Source organism: Brucella sp. NBRC 14130 (genome assembly GCF_040371715.1).
Classification (GTDB): Bacteria; Pseudomonadota; Alphaproteobacteria; order Rhizobiales; family Rhizobiaceae; genus Brucella; species Brucella intermedia.
Map to the genome: position 1 here is coordinate 304,008 of NZ_BAABTE010000001.1, position 18,487 is coordinate 322,494.

Here is an 18,487-nt window from a genome sequence, read left to right on the forward strand (position 1 = left end):
GCGGACAGATCGAAGCTGGGGTGCCTTGGTTTTTCGCTCCCCGATATGCTCAAATGGAATATCGACGTGGCCGCTACGGGCTCGTGCAGTGTCCCGCGATTCAATGCTGAGCCCGCACTGGGTGAAAGCTGTCCACACGAATGCCGGGATCAGGCGATGATGAAGGACTTATTGTTGTCGCCTGCAGACAGCTGCCACGGTCCCCGAAATTTTCGTCGAACGATTCGGCGCCAGCAGCTACGTGAAATGGTCCCTCTGGCTGACAGCACCATTTATGAAATGGAGCAACGTGGCGAGTTTCCCTGCCGGTTTGCGCTCTCTCCGCGTTGCGTCGTTTGGGACTTGGCCGAGGTCGAGGCTTGGCTGATGGCAAGGCGGGCTGCGCCGATCCGGCGCGCCCAACACCCCGATGTCAACAAGCGTAAAATCCGCCCCGTCAAAGGGCAGGATCAAGCTCCATCAAGGGCATAGCTTGCGGCAAAAGCGTGGGAGCATACTTCCGGCCATCGATCCAGGCATCCACAGTATCTGCCCACTGCTGCATCATATGCCGGCGCTGCACTTCATACTCGGCCTTGTTATAAACGCCGCGCGATGTGCGCCCGTCCTCGTGCGCCAGGCACTTTTCGATCCAATCGCTGTTAAAGCCCAATTCGTTTAGCAGCGTCGACCCGGTGCGCCGCAGATCGTGCACGGTGAACGGCTCCAGCGGCAACCCCTCCTTCTTGGCCTGTGCGACGACAGCGTAGGTGATACGGTTAAAGGTCGCGCGAGACATGGGAGCATCAGCGTCGTACCGGGACGGCAAAAGATATCGGGAGTTGCCGGAGCAGGTCTTGAGCGCAATCATGATGTCCAACGTTTGTCGGCACAGGTAGACATTGTGCGGCTTCGACCGCTTCATGCGTTCCTTTGGTATCGTCCAGACAGCGTTGTCGAAATCGATCTCGTCCCACACCGCGTCCTGCAGCTCGCTCTTTCGGACCATGGTCAGGAGGAAGAGCTTCATACCGAGGCGGATCGTTGGCAGCGTCGCGACATGCTCGAGTTGTTTGAACATGATGCGGATCTCGGCGGGCGACAATGCGCGGTCTTTCGGCGTAAAGGTGGCGATTGAAGCCGGACCGACGTCATCGGCCGGATTGGCGACCTTCTCGCCGTGCAGAATGGCATAGCTGTAGATCTGCTTCAGGATATCCCGCACATGGATAGCCGTTGCAGGCGCACCTCGTTCGACGATCTTGCCGCAGTGGGCACGCAGGTCATCAGGTGTGATCTCCGTCAGAAGACGATTGCGCCAGACGGGCATCAGTTCGCGCTCGAAGATGGAGCGGCGCATCGCGCGCGTACTGTCGGCCATGGTTGCATTGGTCAGCCATTTCTCGCCGAACTGGCCGAAGCTCTTTGCTTCCTTGATCCGGCGCTTCTCCCGCTGCTTCTCGATGGCGGGAGACCGCCCTTCGGCGATCGCACGCCGCGCGTCGATGCATAACTCGCGAGCCCTGGCGAGCGATATCCCGTCACGGGTATACCTACCGAGGTAGAGGGTCTCCCGCCTGCCGTTCAGCCGATAGTCGAGCCTGAACGAGATGGTGCCCGACGGTGCAACGCGCACATACATGCCGTCACGATCAGATACCTTGTACATTTTGTCTTTTGGTTTCAAGCACTTGAGTGCTGCATCGGTCAACATTTAGGGCCTCCTTGCGGAAAAGTACCGTCACGCAGTTTTTGGAGGCCAACGGCGTAGAAAGCGCTTATAATTCAGCGTCTTATATCAGAAAAAGTACCGTCATGAGCCTCATTGCTCCTGACGGTACTTTCGTTTTTCCGGTTGATCAATGGGGGCGAGGCCCGTCAGCGAGGCCGCCAAACGCGATCTATGCCCACCGATAGATGTCGATAGGCACAGAAGGAATTTATTTTTGTTTTCAGTTAGTTATATCGTATTTCAGCGCAAAATCGGCAGCGTTCGGATGGGCCTGAATCATTCCCACTCAATCGTACCCGGCGGCTTTGACGTCACGTCGTAGACGACGCGGTTGATGCCCCGCACTTCGTTGATTATGCGGGTTGCCGCATTGCCAAGGAAGTTCATGTCGTAGTGATAGAAATCAGCGGTCATGCCGTCTACGGAAGTCACAGCGCGCAGCGCGCAGACGAATTCATAGGTACGGCCATCGCCCATCACGCCGACAGTCTGAACCGGCAGCAGAACCGCGAAAGCCTGCCAGATGGCATCGTAGAGGCCAGCCTTGCGGATTTCGTCCAGATAGATCGCATCCGCTTCACGCAGAATTTCCAGCTTTTCGCGCGTGATGCCGCCGGGGCAGCGGATCGCAAGACCCGGCCCAGGGAACGGGTGACGACCGATAAAGCTGTCCGGCAGGCCCAGTTCCTTGCCGAGCAGGCGCACTTCATCCTTGAACAGTTCGCGCAGCGGCTCAACCAACTGCATCTTCATGCGCTCGGGCAAACCGCCGACATTGTGGTGCGACTTGATCGTGACCGAAGGTCCGCCGGTAAAGGAAACGCTTTCGATAACGTCCGGATAAAGTGTGCCCTGCACCAGGAAATCTGCGCCGCCGAGCTTCTTGGCTTCTTCTTCGAATACTTCGATGAAGAGGCGTCCAATCGTCTTGCGCTTCTTTTCCGGATCGGTTTCGCCTTCCAGTTCACCGATGAAACGGTCGGAAGCATCCACGAGGATCAGCGGCAGATTGTAATGTTCGCGGAACATCTCAACGACCTGCTGCGCCTCGTTCTTACGCATCAGGCCGTGGTCGACGAGAATGCAGGTGAGCTGGTCGCCAATGGCTTCGTGGGCCAGAAGGGCTGCAACAGAGGAATCCACGCCACCGGAAAGCGCGCAGATGACCTTTCCGCTGCCGACCTGCTTACAGATCGCTTCGACAGCCTGTTCGCGGTATGCGCCCATCGTCCAGCCCGGCTTCACACCGACGATACGATGAACGAAATTCTGCAACAGCTTGGCGCCATCCGGCGTATGCACAACTTCCGGATGGAACTGCACGCCGTAATATTTGCGCTTTTCGTCGGCGATGGCTGCAAAAGGTGCGTTCGGCGACGTACCGATGATTGTGAAACCATCCGGCAGCGATGTTACCCGATCGCCGTGGCTCATCCAAACCTGGTGACGGGTACCCTTGGCCCAGATGCCTTCGAAAAGCGGGCTGTCTTCCTGCACATCCAGGAAAGCCCGACCAAATTCGCGGTCATGACCACTTTCCACCTTGCCGCCCAGTTGGGCGCAGATCGTCTGTTCGCCGTAGCAGATGCCAAGAACCGGAATACCTGCCTCGAAAACCGCCTGCGGCGCACGTGGCGAGCCGATGTCGGTCGTCGAATGCGGGCTTCCTGAAAGGATGACGCCTTTCGGCTTCAGCCGTTTGAATGCCTCTTCAGCAGACTGGAAAGGAACGATTTCACAATAGACATTGGCCTCGCGCACGCGACGCGCAATCAGCTGCGTGACCTGGCTGCCAAAGTCGATGATAAGGATTGTGTCGGGATGTGCCGTAATACTCATGTGCAGCATCTATTTAAAAAGTGGCCGGGATGCAATGCCTATATGGGGTATGGACGAGATGCTCAACAAGTGTGTTGCGAAAAAAGGGCCCATACTGACACACCATTGTCAGGAGGAGATGAGGCCATCCGCGATTGCAGCTTCCAGTCGCTCGACCGCGTCGGCTAGTTTTTCATCTATAACATGCAGATACTGCGTCCAGTCGCCGACATGCTGCAACTCGCTTGTGCCATCGGAGATACCTCTAAGCCCGAAAAGAGGGACACCTGCAAGTTGGCAGGCTCGCAGGCAGGCGTAAGTCTCCATATCGACCATATCTGCATCAATTGCCGAATAAATATCGCCGGAAACAATGTTTGCGCCGGTTGAAAGCGATGCAGCAGGGATTTCGGGCACATAAATCGGAAGTTCAACCACCGTGGGGAGGTCAAGAAAGGGCGTCGCTCCCTTTTCAAATCCAAGCGGCGAAGCATCCATATCGCGATAAGATACGGAAGATACCTGAAATACTTCCGCCTGGGCTAATTTGGCTGATCCGGCCGAACCCAGCGAGACCACGAGGTCGGGTTTTTTGCCTGCGTGAATCAAGCTGCCGAGAGCATATGCGAGATTGGCCGCCGCTTCGACTGGCCCTACCCCGATCATGACCGGCGTGAAGAGCTTCGCCAGGTGCCGTCCATATTCGGCATCTGCTGCCATAACGTAGAGCAGGCGCTTTCCGGCGACGGTCTTTATCATCCCTGCAAGCCTTTTCTATCCTGCACCACCATCATCGTCCCGGTCATCGTCGCGATGAGACGCACTTCCGTGTCGGTGACCGCAAATGCCTGGCCATCGCTGACCATGATCGTCCGACCGGGTTTGGTCACCTCGCCACGGAACAGAAAGCGTTCGCCCTTGCCCGGAGCAAGCAGATTAACCTTGAATTCGATGGTCAGCACCGCCGCATCGGACGGCATCAGCGTAAGTGCCGCGTAGCCACAGGCGGAATCGAGCGCAGCCGAAATCACGCCTGCGTGGAGAATGCCGTGCTGTTGCGTCAGTTCTTCCCGGAACGGCATCTCGATTTCGACAATACCGGGCTCACACCGTGCCAGCTCAGCACCAATCAGCTTCATCGCAGCCTGCCGCCCGAAACTTTCCTCCACGCGTTCCTTGAAATCCGGTTCGGCTACACGGTGTGCTGACATCGGCTCGGTTCCCCCGTTCCATCCGTTTGCTTTTACACATTGTCCGGCGCAAACCGCTTCGCACTTTTGCCGGGAATGCTCTAGTTCGACCTTTGCAGAATGCTCACATAAAAACCGTCAGTGTCAGTAGACAATGGCGAAAATACCGCGCCGTACTCGGGGAATACCGGCTTGATGTCACCGGCATCTGCAACAACTGCGTCCCACAAGGGCTGCGGGGCGACTTCCGTAAAATCAGCATTATCGCGAAGAAACCGCGCCACTTGCCGGGTATTTTCTTCAGCAAAGAGCGAGCAGGTGACATAAGCAAGCCGCCCACCCTGCTTCACATAGTGCTTGGCCGATTCCAGCACTTCCCTCTGATCCTGAACGCGCCGCTCAAGCTGCTGCTCGTTCAGCCGCCATTTTGCATCGGGACGGCGGCGCCATGTGCCGGAACCGGTGCAGGGCGCATCGGTCAGCACCAGATCCATCTGCCCCGTGAGCGGGTCGAGCGCGTCGAGATTTCCATGCACCTGTGTATTGCGAACCCCTGCACGCTGCAGTCGTTCATGCATGGGTGAAAGCCGCGCACGTTCGGCATCGTAGGCGTGAATTTGACCGCTGTTTTGCATCGCAGCCGCCAGAGCCAAAGTCTTGCCCCCGGCCCCGGCACAGTAATCCAGTACCTGCTGACCGGGTTTCGCACCGGCAAAAAGCGCGGCAAGCTGTGATCCGAGGTCCTGCACCTCGAACCAGCCATCGAGAAAAGCCTGCTCACCCTGTACATTCGGATGGCGACCAAGCGCTTCGATCGGCGGTATGCGCAAGGCTTGTGCAAGGAACGGCGCCGGCGCAGCGCCGGCTTTTTCCAAGGCCGCAAGCGTTTGCTCAGGCTTGGCCTTCAAACTGTTTACGCGCAGATCGACGGGTGGCCGCGTTGCCAGTGCCCTGCCCTCGTCCATCCAGCGCGCACCAAAAAGCTCCTCAAGCGAAGAGGCACACCATTCCGGTATGTCTGCTTGAACGTGCGAGGGCGCTTCGGCAATATCCCGGCTTTCCCAGGCAATACGGCGCGGCTGTTCCAGCGTTTCAGGCGCGAACTTGTCGCCGTCGAGGACCGTATCGATGCCCGCGATATCCATGCCACCATCGGCCAGCAAAGCGCCGAATGCGAGCGCGCGCGCGTCATCAGCATCCATTCGCCACGCAATGGACAGTTTGCGGCGCAGTGCGTCATAGACGATATTGCCGATCACAGCGCGATCGCCTGCGCCTGCGAAACGATGGGTAGCGCCCCAATCCTTCAGCACATCAGAAGCCGGGCGCGTGCCCGCTTCGATCTGATCCAATACCTCGATAGCTGCCTGCAGGCGTCCGCCAAGCCGCATTGTGTCTCCTTCTCGAATGCCTGCTCGGGCATAGCCTTCCTTGCAGGGAAAAGGCAATCGGCAAATCAAAACAAAAAAAGCCGAAGCGGCGAGCTCCGGCTTTTTCAAGCTTACAATGCCAGCTTATTCTGCCGCTGTTGCCTCTTCGCTCAAGGCAATCGTGTTGGCTTCATAGCCATGAGCATCCTTAAGCGCTTTGCGCACCCCGGCTTCATAATCGGGATGGACCAGCTTGAAGTGACCAAGCTGGCGCTCAACGATGAACCCTGGCACTCCCGCCATTGCCGCAGCAATGTTGGAGAACAGGCGCTGCTTCTGACCGTCATCGAACAGATTGAACAGAGCACGTGGCTGCGAATAGTCGTCATTGCCGACACGGTGGTCGTAACGGGCGGCATCGCCGGAAATACGCAGCGGCGGCTCCTTGGCAGCTGGCTGCTCGACCGGCCCGTTGAAGGAATTCGGCTCGTAATAAGCGTCCGGATTGCCGGTCTTGATGCCGCCATAGACATTCATCTGACCGTCGCGGTGATAATGATGGACGCGGCATTTCGGCTGGTTGACCGGAATGCTTTCGTAATGCGTGCCCAGCCGGTGGCGATGAGCATCCGCATAGGAGAAGATACGAGCCTGAAGCATCTTGTCAGGCGAGTAGCCAATGCCCGGCACGATATTCGACGGCGAGAACGCTGCGTTCTCAATCTCGGTGAAATAGTTTTCCGGATTGCGGTTCAACTCCATGATGCCGATGTCGATCGGCGGATAGTCGGCATGCGGCCAGACCTTGGTGAGGTCGAACGGGTTGTAAGGCGTTTTGTCGGCATCGAGTTCCGGCATGATCTGCACCTGAACCTTCCACTTCGGATAATCGCCCTTATCAATGGAAGTGAAGAGGTCTTCCTGTGTAGATTCACGCGTGCGGCCAATCACGGTCTCGGCTTCCGCATTAGTCCAGTGCCTGTGGCCCTGCATGGTCTTGAAATGGAACTTGACCCAATAGCGCTCACCGGCATCGTTCCAGAACGAATAGGTGTGAGAGCCGTATCCGTTGATGTGACGGACGTCCGTAGGCAAGCCGCGATCCGACATCAGGATCGTTACCTGATGCAGGCTTTCCGGTGAGAGCGACCAGAAGTCCCACATGGCTGTCGCTGAACGCAGGTTCGTCTTGGGATGACGCTTCTGGGTATGAATGAAATCCGGGAACTTGACCGGATCGCGCACGAAAAACACAGGCGTGTTGTTGCCGACGAGATCCCAGTTGCCTTCCTCGGTGTAGAACTTCAGGGCAAAGCCGCGCACGTCGCGCTCAGCGTCGGCGGCTCCAAGTTCGCCGGCAACGGTGGAAAAACGCGCCAGCATCGGCGTCTGAGCACCCGGTTGGAGAGCCTTGGCCTTGGTATATTTTGAAATGTCGCCGGTGATGGTCAGTGTACCATAAGCACCCCAACCCTTGGCATGGACCGCACGTTCCGGGATACGTTCGCGATTTTGATGGCTCAGTTTTTCAATGAGCTGGTAATCCTGCATCAAAAGCGGGCCGCGCTCGCCTGCGCTCAGGGAATTCTGGTTGTCCGGTATCGGAGCACCTGCGCTCGTCGTCATTATCGGGCGATCTGCCATGGGAATTCCCTCCTGAAAAGCCAATATTGGAATACGACCAGCGTCCGAGAAGCATGACACGGCTTGTCCGCGTCACACCGGGGCTAGTGAACGGGCGTAGATTAGACCTACTCCAATCATAATCTCCAATTGCTTTTCCGATTATTTCCGATAAGTTTTTCCTATCATGTTTACAGTACGTCAGATGCGCTATTTCGATGCGCTCGCCACCACACTGCATTTTCGCAAGGCGGCCGAACTGGCCCACGTGTCGCAACCGGCCCTTTCGGCTCAGATAGCGGAAATGGAAGCGCTTGCAGGTGCGCCGCTCTTCGAACGCTCGCAGCGGCAAGTGATAATGACAGAGCTCGGCAAGCAACTTTATCCGGGCATTCAGACGGTTTTGCGCGAGCTCCACTCCCTTGAGGAAATAGCAGCGCAGAGCCGGGGGCTTCTGCAGACACGGTTGCGGCTGGGCATAATTCCCACAGTGGCCCCCTATTTGGTCCCGGTTCTGATTCCGCTTCTGCGCGAACGACATCCGTCGTTCCGCCTTCAATTACGAGAAAGCGTGACTGCCAGACTACTGGATGAACTGCATGCAGGCGATATCGATGCGATTGTTGCCGCTCTTCCAATTGACGACGAGCGACTTACCCAAAGGAAGCTCTTCGATGATCGCTTTCTGATCGCGACCTCCACCAACGATCAAACTGTTCTCGCTTCGCCGATGACACAGGACAATGTCGCTCTCGATCGTCTGCTCCTGTTGGAGGAAGGACATTGCATGCGGGATCAGGCGCTTGCCGTTTGCTCGCTACCGTCGCAGCGCCAGCTGGTAAAATATGGCGCCACCAGCATGACCACCCTTTTGCAAATGGTGAGCCATGGCATGGGCCTTACACTCATCCCAGAAATCGCGGTGCGCGCCGAAGCACGCAGCAATCATATGCGTATTGTCCCGTTTGACGGCGAACAGCCGAAGCGGGAGATTGCCCTCTTCTGGCGGCGGCAGAGCATGCGTCGAGAGGATTTCAACGCCCTCGCCGACTGTATCGTCGAAAGCGCACAAAAATTGAAAGTGAACCCGGACGATCTCATCACCCTCGGCTCGTAAGACCTTTGCACTCTTAAGGCTGCATTAAGCTTCGAAGCCTAGCCACCAAACGTTTTGATTCTGAAACGTATTGCCTGGAGGGGATGATGAGGTGGTCTGATTTGACGGCCTATGGCGTGGTCTTTTGCCTTAGCCTGGGATATTTCGCGGCGACGAGCGGCAGTTCGCGATCGTCTGCACCGCCACGTACCAGCAATAGTGTCGCCAAGAGTACGGCGACTGCGCCGCAGAAAGCGGCGACTGCTGCAAACACGCAAAGCGCGCCCGTAAAAGCCGCAGAGACTGAAGAAGCAGCCTGGAACATACCGGATCCAGATACATTGCCTGATGACGCGTGGGGACGCGTTGTGCGCGAAGGCCGTGATCTGATTATTGCGACTTATGCGCATATAGGCCCGGAAGTAGCCGATGAAACCAAACGTTTTGCAGGCAACAATCTTTCCTGCCAGAGCTGCCATCTGGAAGCAGGAACCAAGAAGTATGGATTGCCACTGGTTGGCGTCTACGGGGACTTCCCACAATATCGTTCCCGTGAAGGGCAAGTGGGCACGATTGAGGATCGCGTCAATGGCTGCATGACCCGAAGCCTGAACGGCAAAGCGCTCCCTATCGACTCTGCCGAGATGAAGGCGATGGTCGCATACATCAAATATGTATCCGCTGGCACGATTGTCGGTGAAAACACGAAGGGGCGCGGCTCCGGAAAAATGCCTGAATTGAAGCGCGCGGCGGATCCGGTACATGGCGAGAAACTCTACGCCGAAACTTGCGCCGCCTGTCATGGAGCGGATGGCCAGGGCAAGCGTGTTGGCGTCGTGGGCGATGCAAAGGGCTATGAATTTCCACCGCTTTGGGGCCCGGATAGCTTCAACGATGGCGCAGGCATGAACAGGCTGATCTCAGCCGCGAATTTCATTCACGCCAACATGCCGAACGGCGTATCGCTGGAGGAACCACAGCTGGAGCCGGAAGACGCCTGGGACATCGCTGCTTTCTTCCAGTCCAAGCCGCGTCCGGCGAAAGCGGACCTGGATAAAGACTTCCCGAACCGGTTGGAAAAGCCGGTAGACGCTAGCTACGGCCCTTATGCCGACGACCTGCCCGTTCAAACGCATAAAGTTGGGCCGTTTGACGAAATCAGAGCCGAGATCAAGAAGCTGAAGACAGTGACGAACTGAAAAATGAAAAAGGCGGCGCAACCGAGCCGCCTTTTCCTTTTACCTATGCGAAATGATATTACATACCGCCAGGATAGTTCGGGCTCTCCCGGGTAATCGCAACACCATGCGAATGGCTTTCCCTCAAACCGGCATTGGAAATGCGCACAAAGGTTGCCTTTTCGCGGAATTCTTCCAGCGTCTTCGCCCCCACATAACCCATGGAAGCGCGCAGTCCACCAGCAAGCTGGTGAAGAACCGCGGAAATCGGACCCTTGTAGGCAACCTGTCCTTCGATACCTTCCGGTACGAGTTTCAGCTCATCGCGCACTTCCGCCTGGAAATAACGATCAGCCGAACCACGCGCCATGGCTCCGACCGAGCCCATGCCGCGATAGGCTTTAAACGAGCGGCCCTGATGCAGATAGACTTCCCCGGGGCTTTCCTCGGTACCGGCCAGCAGCGAGCCTGCCATCGCGGCGACTGCTCCGGCGGCCAGAGCCTTGGCAAAATCACCGGAGAACTTGATGCCACCGTCTGCGATCACCGGGATATTTTGCTTCTGCGCCGCCTCGACCGCTGACATTATGGCTGAAAGCTGCGGAACGCCGACGCCCGCAACGATGCGAGTGGTGCAGATGGAGCCCGGCCCGATACCAACCTTGACCGCATCCGCTCCGGCATCGATCAGCGCCTTGGTACCGGCAGTGGTTGCCACATTGCCTGCAAGAATTGCGACATTGGGATAGGCTTTCTTGATGCGCGCCACAGCATCCAGAACGCGCTGTGAATGGCCATGTGCCGTGTCGACGACCAGAAGATCAACACCCGCTTCGATCAGGCGCTCGGCGCGTTCGTATCCGTCTTCACCGACGCTTGTTGCAGCAGCGGCGCGCAGGCGACCTTGCGCATCCTTCGCGGCGTTGGGATTGAGCTGCGACTTTTCGATATCCTTGACCGTCACCAGACCGACGCAACGTCCCTGATCGTCGACGACAAGAAGCTTTTCAATGCGATGTGCGTGCAGGAGGCGCTTTGCTTCGTCCTGATTGACATTCTCACGGACCGTAATCAGGTTTTCGCGGGTCATCAGTTCGTGGATTTTCTGCTTCGGATCGGAAGCAAAACGCACATCGCGATTGGTCAGGATGCCAACAAGACGTCCGGGCCCCTTGGCTGCATTCTCGACAACCGGAATGCCGGAAATTCCGTGCGCCTTCATCAATGCCTGCGCATCGGCCAGAGTGGCGTCCGGTCCGATGGTAACCGGGTTCACAACCATGCCGGACTCGAATTTCTTCACCTGGCGGACTTCCTCCGCCTGACGCTCCGGCGTCAGATTGCGGTGGATGACCCCGATGCCCCCGGCCTGTGCCATTGCGATGGCCAGACGGGACTCCGTTACGGTGTCCATGGCCGCCGAAAGAAGAGGAAGATTAAGCTCGATGTCCTTGGCGATGCGCGTGCGCAGATCGACCTGCCCCGGCATTACTTCGGAATGGCCCGGCTGAAGCAGCACATCGTCGAATGTGAGAGCGAGCGCGCCAGTGGGCGATTCCACGATTTTAGCCATTGCCAATTCCTTTGCCGGTTTTATCGAATGAGAAAAGCCGCCTCTCCGGAATAGGTCCGGGAGCAGCGACGAGTCTGATTTGCTAGGTTGAATTGGCACCGGCTGGTAACACGGTTATGACCAAATGGGAAGCCTTTTGCAGACAAGTTTCAGTTACCGATAAGGATTTGGGTGATAAATCTTCGCTCATCGCAATCCGGGAGTGACAGATTTGCAGGCAAAGTGAAAAATTCCGCCAGCGAATTCGCCTTTATCCGCGGCCCAAAACTATGTGAAACATCGCATAGCAACCATAAGAACGATGTCCGCGACGCTCGGCACGCTAAAGAATATGCACTCACCACAGAGTGAAAATGGAGGAGAAAACTGTTCATGGATCGCAGAAGATTTGCCATGTCGCTTGCAGGACTTGGAGCAATGCCCCTTGTCGTCAATGTAGCGTCCGCTGCCAACAAGGGAGGAGAAAGCGTGCTGGAACTCATGGGTGGAAGTATTACGGATGTGCCCGGAATTAAGCTGGGTCATCATACGCTGACAAAGCGCCCGACCGGATGCACGGTTCTGCTTTGCGAGGAAGGCGCTTCTGCCGGGGTTGATGTGCGCGGTTCCGCACCCGGTACGCGGGAAACCGATCTGCTCGATCCGATCAATTATGTGCAGCAGGTTCAGGCTATCCTACTATCCGGCGGCAGCGCCTATGGTCTGGCGGCCGCCACCGGGGTGATGCGATATCTCGAAGAGAACAATCTCGGTTTCAAGATTGGCAAGGGCGTTGTTCCGATTGTACCGGCGGCAATCCTGATGGACCTTGGTGTTGGCGATTTTTCTGTCCGCCCCGGAGAGGAAGACGGCTATCTTGCCTGCAAGGCAGCCAAGGCGGAACCATCGGGCGAAGGCAATATCGGCGCGGGTGCAGGAGCAACTGTCGGCAAGATGTTCGGCATGGACTATGCCATGAAGGGCGGGCTTGGCACGGCGAGTTACAAGGTCCCTGGCACCGAAATCGTGGTCGGCGCCATTGTTGCCGTCAATGCTGTCGGTGACGTCTATGCCCCTAACTCACGCCGGATACTGGCCGGCGCGCGTACCGAGGACGGCAAGGGATTCCGTGATACGATGTCAGCCATCATGCAGGGTTACGGCGTGGTTAAATCGGGTGGCGCGAACACAACGATCGGCGCGATAGCGACCAATGTCCCGTTCGACAAAGCGCAGCTTAAGAAGATCGCCGGCATGGCGCATGACGGCTTTGCGCGCACGATCAACCCGATCCATACGATGTGGGACGGTGACACGATCTTCGCTCTTTCCACAGGCAAGGCGAAGGGGGTGGAGGCCGACGTAACGGCAATAGGCGCGATTGCAGCAACCGTGATGGCAGAAGCCGTGGCCCGTGCAGTTATCAATGCGGATAGCCTCAAGGATTTGAACCTGCCCGCACACAAGGATTACGCAAAAGAATAAGCTGACTATCGGGATGACGCTGGCAGGCGGATTTTGGCAATTCCTCCCAATGCGCATAGGCGAGTCTTGGCGGGCGATAGAAGCGTGTTCTTTACGGAAGCGAATCCTTTTATAGTCCGCCCATGCCCATTCGACACTTAAGCGAAACCATCATCAACCAGATCGCGGCGGGTGAAGTCATCGAGCGCCCCGCCAGCGTCATCAAGGAACTTGTCGAAAACGCCATCGACGCCGGAGCGACCCGCATCGAGGTCGTAACGGGGGGCGGCGGCAAGACCTTGTTGCGGGTAACGGACAATGGGTCCGGCATTCCCGTTGACGAACTTCCCTTGGCAGTTTCCCGCCACTGCACCTCCAAGCTTTCAGACGATGTGCACGACATCCGTGCTCTGGGATTTCGTGGCGAGGCCCTTCCATCAATCGGCTCGGTGGCCAAGCTGGTGCTCAAATCCCGTCCGCAAGACGCCGACTCCGGCTTCGAAGTTTCTGTTTCCGGCGGGCATCTGGACGGGCCCCGCCCCTCAGCGCTCAATCGCGGAACGATAGCGGAGGTGCGTGACCTTTTTTATGCGACGCCGGCCCGCCTCAAATTCATGAAGACTGACCGCGCGGAAGCTTCCGCCATAACCGATGTCATCAAACGCATCGCGATTGCCTTTCCGCATATCCGCTTTTCCCTTGCAGGCAGCGACAGGACGCCGCTGGAGCTTGCGGCAACGGGCAGCGGCGCCGAAGCAACGCTTGAGCGCATCAATCAGGTATTGGGAAAAGAGTTCGGCGAAAATGCGCTGGCCATAGATGCCGAGCGCGACGGTGTGCGGCTGGCGGGTTTCGTCGGCATTCCCTCTCATAATCGCGGCAATGCCTTGCATCAGTTCGCCTATGTGAACGGTCGCCCGGTGCGTGACAAGCAGCTTTTCGGTGCATTGCGCGGAGCCTATGCAGACGTGATGGCGCGGGATCGCCATCCGGTTGCCGTATTGTTCCTGACGCTGGATCCCGCGCTGGTCGACGTCAACGTGCATCCTGCCAAGGCCGACGTGCGTTTCCGGGATCCGGGTCTTGTGCGCGGGCTGATCGTCGGCGCGATCAAGCAGGCACTGGCGCAATCGGGCATAAGGCCCGCGACGAGCGGCGCCGATGCCATGCTGCAAGCCTTCCGCGCCGAAGGGTTGCAGCCCTCGCCGTCCTCCTTTGCCTCGCGTTCTTCCTCTACAGGTTACGCCTCCGGCGGCTGGCGTCCTGCACCTCCCGCCCCGCGGACGGAATGGTCTCCGCAGACTGCGCATCCAGCCCATAGGCCACTCGATTTCGCAACCTCGCCATCTTTTCAGGAGAGCGAGCAGGCGACGCTTGCAGCCGTCAATGTGCTCGCGGCGGATGCCCGTGCAACAGTTCACGAAGCGCCAGCGGAACTACAGCAGAAACCACTGGGAGCAGCCCGCGCACAAATCCACGCCAACTACATCGTGTCACAGACGGAAGACAGTCTCGTCATCGTGGACCAGCACGCTGCACACGAACGCCTTGTTTACGAAGCCTTGAAAAACGCATTGCATTCCCGCCCGATACCGGGACAGATGTTGCTTATTCCTGAAATCGTCGACCTTCCGGAGGAGGACGCCGAACGGCTGGCAACACACGCGGAAACGCTTGCTCGCTTCGGCCTCGGGATCGAGCAATTCGGGCCGGGCGCTATCGTCGTGCGTGAAACGCCAGCCATGCTCGGAGAAATGAATGTGCAGCAATTGATCCGCGATCTGTCGGACGAGATTGCGGAGCACGACACTTCCGATGGGCTGAAAGCAATGTTGAACCATGTGGCGGCGACGATGGCCTGTCATGGTTCCGTGCGCTCTGGACGGCGGTTGAAGCCTGAAGAAATGAATGCGCTTCTGCGTGAAATGGAATCCACTCCCGGCTCAGGCACCTGCAACCACGGTCGTCCGACCTATATCGAACTGAAGCTGACTGACATCGAACGGCTTTTCGGCAGGCGCTGACAGAATTACGACAGAGCAAAATGCGGTACTGCTGGACGCAACGCGCGACGCTTGCTAGAGTCCGTTACAAAGGTTTTAGACACATGAATAAATTTGAATCGCCCCGTTCCTCCGAAGCTGTTCTGCGCTATCTCGACGGTGACTACGAGATCGTCCGGCATGGTGCCTATGTGGCATGTGCAGTGACCGGCGCTCACATCCCGCTCGATGAACTGAAATATTGGAGCGTAGCCCGGCAGGAGCCTTATGCAACGGGGCTGATTTCTTTTGAACGGGAGTTGGAAGTCAATCCCGAGCTGCGCAGCCGCAGGAAGGCTTAAACTAGCTCGTCACGCGGCTTTTGAAGCGCTCTGTGACCGTATCCAGAATTCGGCCGAGCGCATCCTTGCGATCAAATTTAAGGTCGACGTCGAGGACAGCAAGTTTTTCCAGAAATCCGGCGGGGACTCCAACCATCGTTGCCAGGCGCACCTGATCCTTCGCCGTGGTGATCAGACCCAGGCCTTGGCGGCGGGCAGCATCTGTCAGGTTGCGGATATCATCCGCTTCGAAACTGTGATGATCAGGAAACGAGCGCGTTTCCACAATCTCACCTCCTGCTTCAGCAACACTTGCATAGAATTTTTCAGGGTTGCCGATACCGGCAAATGCAAGCCAGCGATTACCCGCGACCGGTGCTGTAGACGAGGGCTCAAGACGCGCTTCATATATGGGTCGGCCCGCTCGCGCTGCCTGACGGATCACGAAGTCGGCGCCGTCGCCCTTGCCAATGCGCAGCAAGGCATCGGTCTTGCGCATCTGGTCGGTCAGCGGAGCCCGCAACGGGCCTGCCGGTATGACTTTCCCATTTCCAATGCCGCGTGCCGCATCCACCACCAGCAGCGAAAAATCGGCAAAAAGCCGCGCGCTCTGAAAACCGTCATCCATGATGATGAAATCGCAGCCGAGCGTCTGCAGATGTCGCGCTCCCTTCAGTCGATCAGGACAGAGAGCTACCGGGGCATGGCGCGCTAATAGCAGCGGCTCGTCCCCAACGTAGCGCGCACTGTCATGTGCGGCATCGACAACGTGCAATCCCCTGTAAGCGCCACCATATCCCCGCGAGACGATACCGGGGCGCAAACCCCGCGCTTTTGCGCCATTGGCAAAGGCGATGGCGGTCGGGGTTTTTCCAGCTCCCCCCACCGTGAAATTGCCAATGCAAAGTACGGGCAGGGAAATTCGCGGCGGATCCGCCTTCAAAAGCCGACGCCCGGCCACCGCTCCGTAAAGCAGGGCAGCAGGCGCCAGAGACATCGCACGCCAATCAGGCTTTTCCCACCAGAAAGGCGGCGCCTCACTCGCCATGGTCAGTGTCCGCCCGACTGATATGCAACCTCATTGCGATTGCCGGGCAATTGTGCCTGCAGGATCAATGGCTGGATGAAAGGCTCAAGTGCTACGAGCGTCCGGTCCAGCGCACCGCGCATGTCTTTCACCGTATTCACACCGGCATTGATCATGCCACGCAGATGCTGGGGATTGTTGAACAGGAAGTTGATCGCCCCTGCCAGCATGTTGCGATCCTTCACAATGCGCGCACCGCCATTCTTGATGAGACGCTGGAAGGATTCCCGGAAGTTCTGGACATTCCGCCCTGTCAGTACGGCGGTCCCCATCATTGCTGGTTCCAGCGGATTATGCCCGCCTTCCTTGGTCAGGGAGTTGCCAATGAATGCAATCTCCGTGAGCTGGAGATAAAGCCCCATCTCCCCGATCGTGTCACCCAGAAGGATATCCGTGTCGGCTTCAATCGGCTCACCGGCGCTCCTGCGTGCAACCTTCAGGCCTTTTTCAGCAAGCATGGCTTCAATGGTGGGAGCGCGATCCGGATGGCGCGGCACGATGATCGTGACAAGATGCGGATAACGGACTTTCAGCATCTGGTGGACTTCGGCGGCAATCGCTTCTTCACCATCATGGGTCGAAATGGCAGACCATGTCCGCCGTCCGGCGATCTGGCGTTGCAATGCAGCTAGCGCCTGCAGATCGGCTGGTGGTGGATTCGTATCCACCTTCAGATTTCCTGAAACGCTTACCGGCCGTGCACCCAGCGCCCGGAAGCGATCTGCGTCGAGTTCCGATTGTGCGACCACATAGGCAAAATTTTCAAAGAGCGCTTCTGCCAGGGCCGGTCTTTTCTGCCAGGCGGCAAAAGAGCGATCAGACATGCGCCCGTTGACCAGAACCTGCGGCGTATGGCGGCTGCCTAGTGAAAGGACTGTTGCCGGCCAGACTTCGGATTCACAACCAATCGCAAGATCAGGCTTCCAGTGGTTGAGAAACCTGTTGACCGCAGGCTGCAGGTCCAGCGGTGCATATTGGTGGATAACCTTGTTACCCAATTGTTCCGCAACAACTTTCGCCGACGTCACCGTGCCGGTTGTCAGAACGATATGAATACCCGTTGCAGCTATCCGCTCAATCAACGGTGTGATTGCAACTGTTTCTCCGACGCTCGCCGCATGAGCCCAGATGACTGGCCCCTGGGGACGCGCGATAATGGATTTGCCGTAGCGCTCGCCACGACGCATGCGTTCTTCCTTGCCGCGAGAAGCGCGGTAGGCAATGTAAGGCCCCATGAGAGGATAGGCCGCGGAGCCGAGTACGCGGTAGGCAGACAACATATTGCGCGCCCAGCGTTCGCTCATTTCGCTTTCTCCAACGCTGCATAGGCCTTGGCGGTCGCGTCGTTGAGTTGGCGCGTTAGCTCCATGCGTTTTTCTTCCAGTTGCGTTTCATCGGCATCCGCGTCGACCCATACATTGTCGCCGCGCACGATAATCGAACGCCCGAAGGGCAGCGGAATCGCCGTTTTATCCCACGACTTTTCCAAAACATGGTTCCGGGAGAAGGCATAAGCAACCGGTATTATCGGACGGCCGGATAATTTCGCCAACAAAATGATACCTTCTCCTGCCTCACGCGGCTTCCCGTGAGCAATATCCGCTATCATTGACGCCGATTGCCCTTTCTTGAGAGCATTCTTCAGCGTCAGAAGTGCCCGTGCCCCGCCCTTTTCAGGTTTTGAGCGAGAACCGCGACCGCCAGACCCGCGCACCGTCACCAATCCGAGCTTCTCCGCCACACGCGCATTCAGCTCCGCATCCGCGCTGCGCGAAAACATGGCAACCAATTCGATTCCCCGGGGACAGATGAACGGCCCCATAAGATGCTGCCCATGCCAGAAAGTCACGATGAATGGATCGTCCTTGCCGACGAGTGCTTGCGGATCGGCAGATTCCTTCAGGCGCGAATTGGTGAGATAGACGAATTTGAAGTATGCGGTGATCAGCCACACAAGCACAGATCTGACCACGGCAGACTGCGCCAGCGGTCCGCGAATGCGCCGCCATAAGCGCTTCGCGAATCCCTGTTTTTTCCGTCCGGTTGCCTGACCTGAGCTGTTTTCACTGTGCATC

General features: G+C 57.5%; 16 protein-coding genes. 6 read left to right on the forward strand and 10 right to left on the reverse strand.

The features are described from left to right. Window positions 1–159 precede the first annotated feature (159 nt). Window positions 160–471 (forward strand): helix-turn-helix transcriptional regulator, encoded by a 312-nt coding sequence (locus tag ABWW28_RS01485; RefSeq protein ID WP_353390309.1) that lies wholly within the window; start codon window positions 160–162, stop codon window positions 469–471. Here ABWW28_RS01485 and ABWW28_RS01490 read toward each other — a convergent pair. The 6 genes from ABWW28_RS01490 to katA all read right to left on the reverse strand — a co-directional run bounded on the left by ABWW28_RS01490 (window position 437) and on the right by katA (window position 7,733). Next, the gene (locus tag ABWW28_RS01490) at window positions 437–1,693 is read right to left on the reverse strand and encodes a tyrosine-type recombinase/integrase (protein WP_353390073.1); all 1,257 of its coding nucleotides are present in this window, start codon (window positions 1,691–1,693) and stop codon (window positions 437–439) included. The genes ABWW28_RS01485 and ABWW28_RS01490 overlap by 35 nt on opposite strands. A gap of 294 nt (window positions 1,694–1,987) precedes the next feature. Next, on the reverse strand, window positions 1,988–3,550 hold the full coding sequence (gene guaA, locus ABWW28_RS01495; RefSeq protein ID WP_176587962.1) for a glutamine-hydrolyzing GMP synthase: 1,563 nt from the start codon (window positions 3,548–3,550) through the stop codon (window positions 1,988–1,990). Between the two features lie 108 nt (window positions 3,551–3,658). After that, a complete protein-coding gene (locus tag ABWW28_RS01500; RefSeq protein WP_006468526.1) occupies window positions 3,659–4,288 on the reverse strand; it encodes a 5'-methylthioadenosine/S-adenosylhomocysteine nucleosidase in 630 nt (209 codons plus the stop codon). After that, window positions 4,285–4,740, reverse strand: coding sequence for a PaaI family thioesterase (locus ABWW28_RS01505; RefSeq protein WP_006468525.1), 456 nt, complete (start codon window positions 4,738–4,740; stop codon window positions 4,285–4,287). The genes ABWW28_RS01500 and ABWW28_RS01505 overlap by 4 nt, the downstream gene beginning before the upstream one ends. 80 nt (window positions 4,741–4,820) lie before the next feature. Next, window positions 4,821–6,110, reverse strand: a complete 1,290-nt coding sequence (locus ABWW28_RS01510) for an RsmB/NOP family class I SAM-dependent RNA methyltransferase (RefSeq protein WP_006472760.1) — start codon at window positions 6,108–6,110, stop codon at window positions 4,821–4,823. Window positions 6,111–6,233: 123 nt separating this feature from the next. Beyond that, window positions 6,234–7,733 carry a catalase KatA gene (katA, locus tag ABWW28_RS01515; RefSeq protein ID WP_006472759.1) on the reverse strand — a complete coding sequence of 500 codons (1,500 nt, stop codon included), beginning with the start codon at window positions 7,731–7,733 and terminating at the stop codon, window positions 6,234–6,236. A gap of 166 nt (window positions 7,734–7,899) precedes the next feature. On the opposite strand from katA, the gene ABWW28_RS01520 reads away from it, so the two are divergent. Both ABWW28_RS01520 and ABWW28_RS01525 read left to right on the forward strand, forming a co-directional pair. Then, a complete protein-coding gene (locus ABWW28_RS01520; protein ID WP_006468522.1) occupies window positions 7,900–8,829 on the forward strand; it encodes a hydrogen peroxide-inducible genes activator in 930 nt (309 codons plus the stop codon). An 86-nt stretch (window positions 8,830–8,915) separates the two neighbouring features. Then, a complete protein-coding gene (locus ABWW28_RS01525; protein WP_006472757.1) occupies window positions 8,916–10,007 on the forward strand; it encodes a c-type cytochrome in 1,092 nt (363 codons plus the stop codon). A gap of 58 nt (window positions 10,008–10,065) precedes the next feature. On the opposite strand, the gene guaB is transcribed toward ABWW28_RS01525, so the two are convergent. Then, a complete protein-coding gene (gene guaB / locus ABWW28_RS01530; RefSeq protein WP_006472756.1) occupies window positions 10,066–11,559 on the reverse strand; it encodes an IMP dehydrogenase in 1,494 nt (497 codons plus the stop codon). A gap of 372 nt (window positions 11,560–11,931) precedes the next feature. On the opposite strand from guaB, the gene ABWW28_RS01535 reads away from it, so the two are divergent. The 3 genes from ABWW28_RS01535 (at window position 11,932) to ABWW28_RS01545 (ending at window position 15,346) form a co-directional block, all read left to right on the forward strand. Further along, on the forward strand, window positions 11,932–13,023 hold the full coding sequence (locus ABWW28_RS01535; protein ID WP_006468518.1) for a P1 family peptidase: 1,092 nt from the start codon (window positions 11,932–11,934) through the stop codon (window positions 13,021–13,023). Between the two features lie 122 nt (window positions 13,024–13,145). After that, the gene (mutL, locus tag ABWW28_RS01540) at window positions 13,146–15,026 is read left to right on the forward strand and encodes a DNA mismatch repair endonuclease MutL (protein WP_006468517.1); all 1,881 of its coding nucleotides are present in this window, start codon (window positions 13,146–13,148) and stop codon (window positions 15,024–15,026) included. 83 nt (window positions 15,027–15,109) lie between these two features. Then, a complete protein-coding gene (locus ABWW28_RS01545; RefSeq protein ID WP_006472755.1) occupies window positions 15,110–15,346 on the forward strand; it encodes a DUF2093 domain-containing protein in 237 nt (78 codons plus the stop codon). Window position 15,347: 1 nt separating this feature from the next. On the opposite strand, the gene lpxK is transcribed toward ABWW28_RS01545, so the two are convergent. The 3 genes from lpxK to ABWW28_RS01560 are packed head-to-tail and all read right to left on the reverse strand — an operon-like array spanning window position 15,348 to window position 18,486. Beyond that, the gene (gene lpxK / locus ABWW28_RS01550; protein WP_006468515.1) at window positions 15,348–16,373 is read right to left on the reverse strand and encodes a tetraacyldisaccharide 4'-kinase; all 1,026 of its coding nucleotides are present in this window, start codon (window positions 16,371–16,373) and stop codon (window positions 15,348–15,350) included. A gap of 2 nt (window positions 16,374–16,375) precedes the next feature. After that, the gene (gene waaA, locus ABWW28_RS01555) at window positions 16,376–17,716 is read right to left on the reverse strand and encodes a lipid IV(A) 3-deoxy-D-manno-octulosonic acid transferase (protein WP_006468514.1); all 1,341 of its coding nucleotides are present in this window, start codon (window positions 17,714–17,716) and stop codon (window positions 16,376–16,378) included. Next, window positions 17,713–18,486, reverse strand: a complete 774-nt coding sequence (locus ABWW28_RS01560) for a lysophospholipid acyltransferase family protein (RefSeq protein ID WP_006472754.1) — start codon at window positions 18,484–18,486, stop codon at window positions 17,713–17,715. The genes waaA and ABWW28_RS01560 overlap by 4 nt, the downstream gene beginning before the upstream one ends. Window position 18,487: the final 1 nt, after the last annotated feature.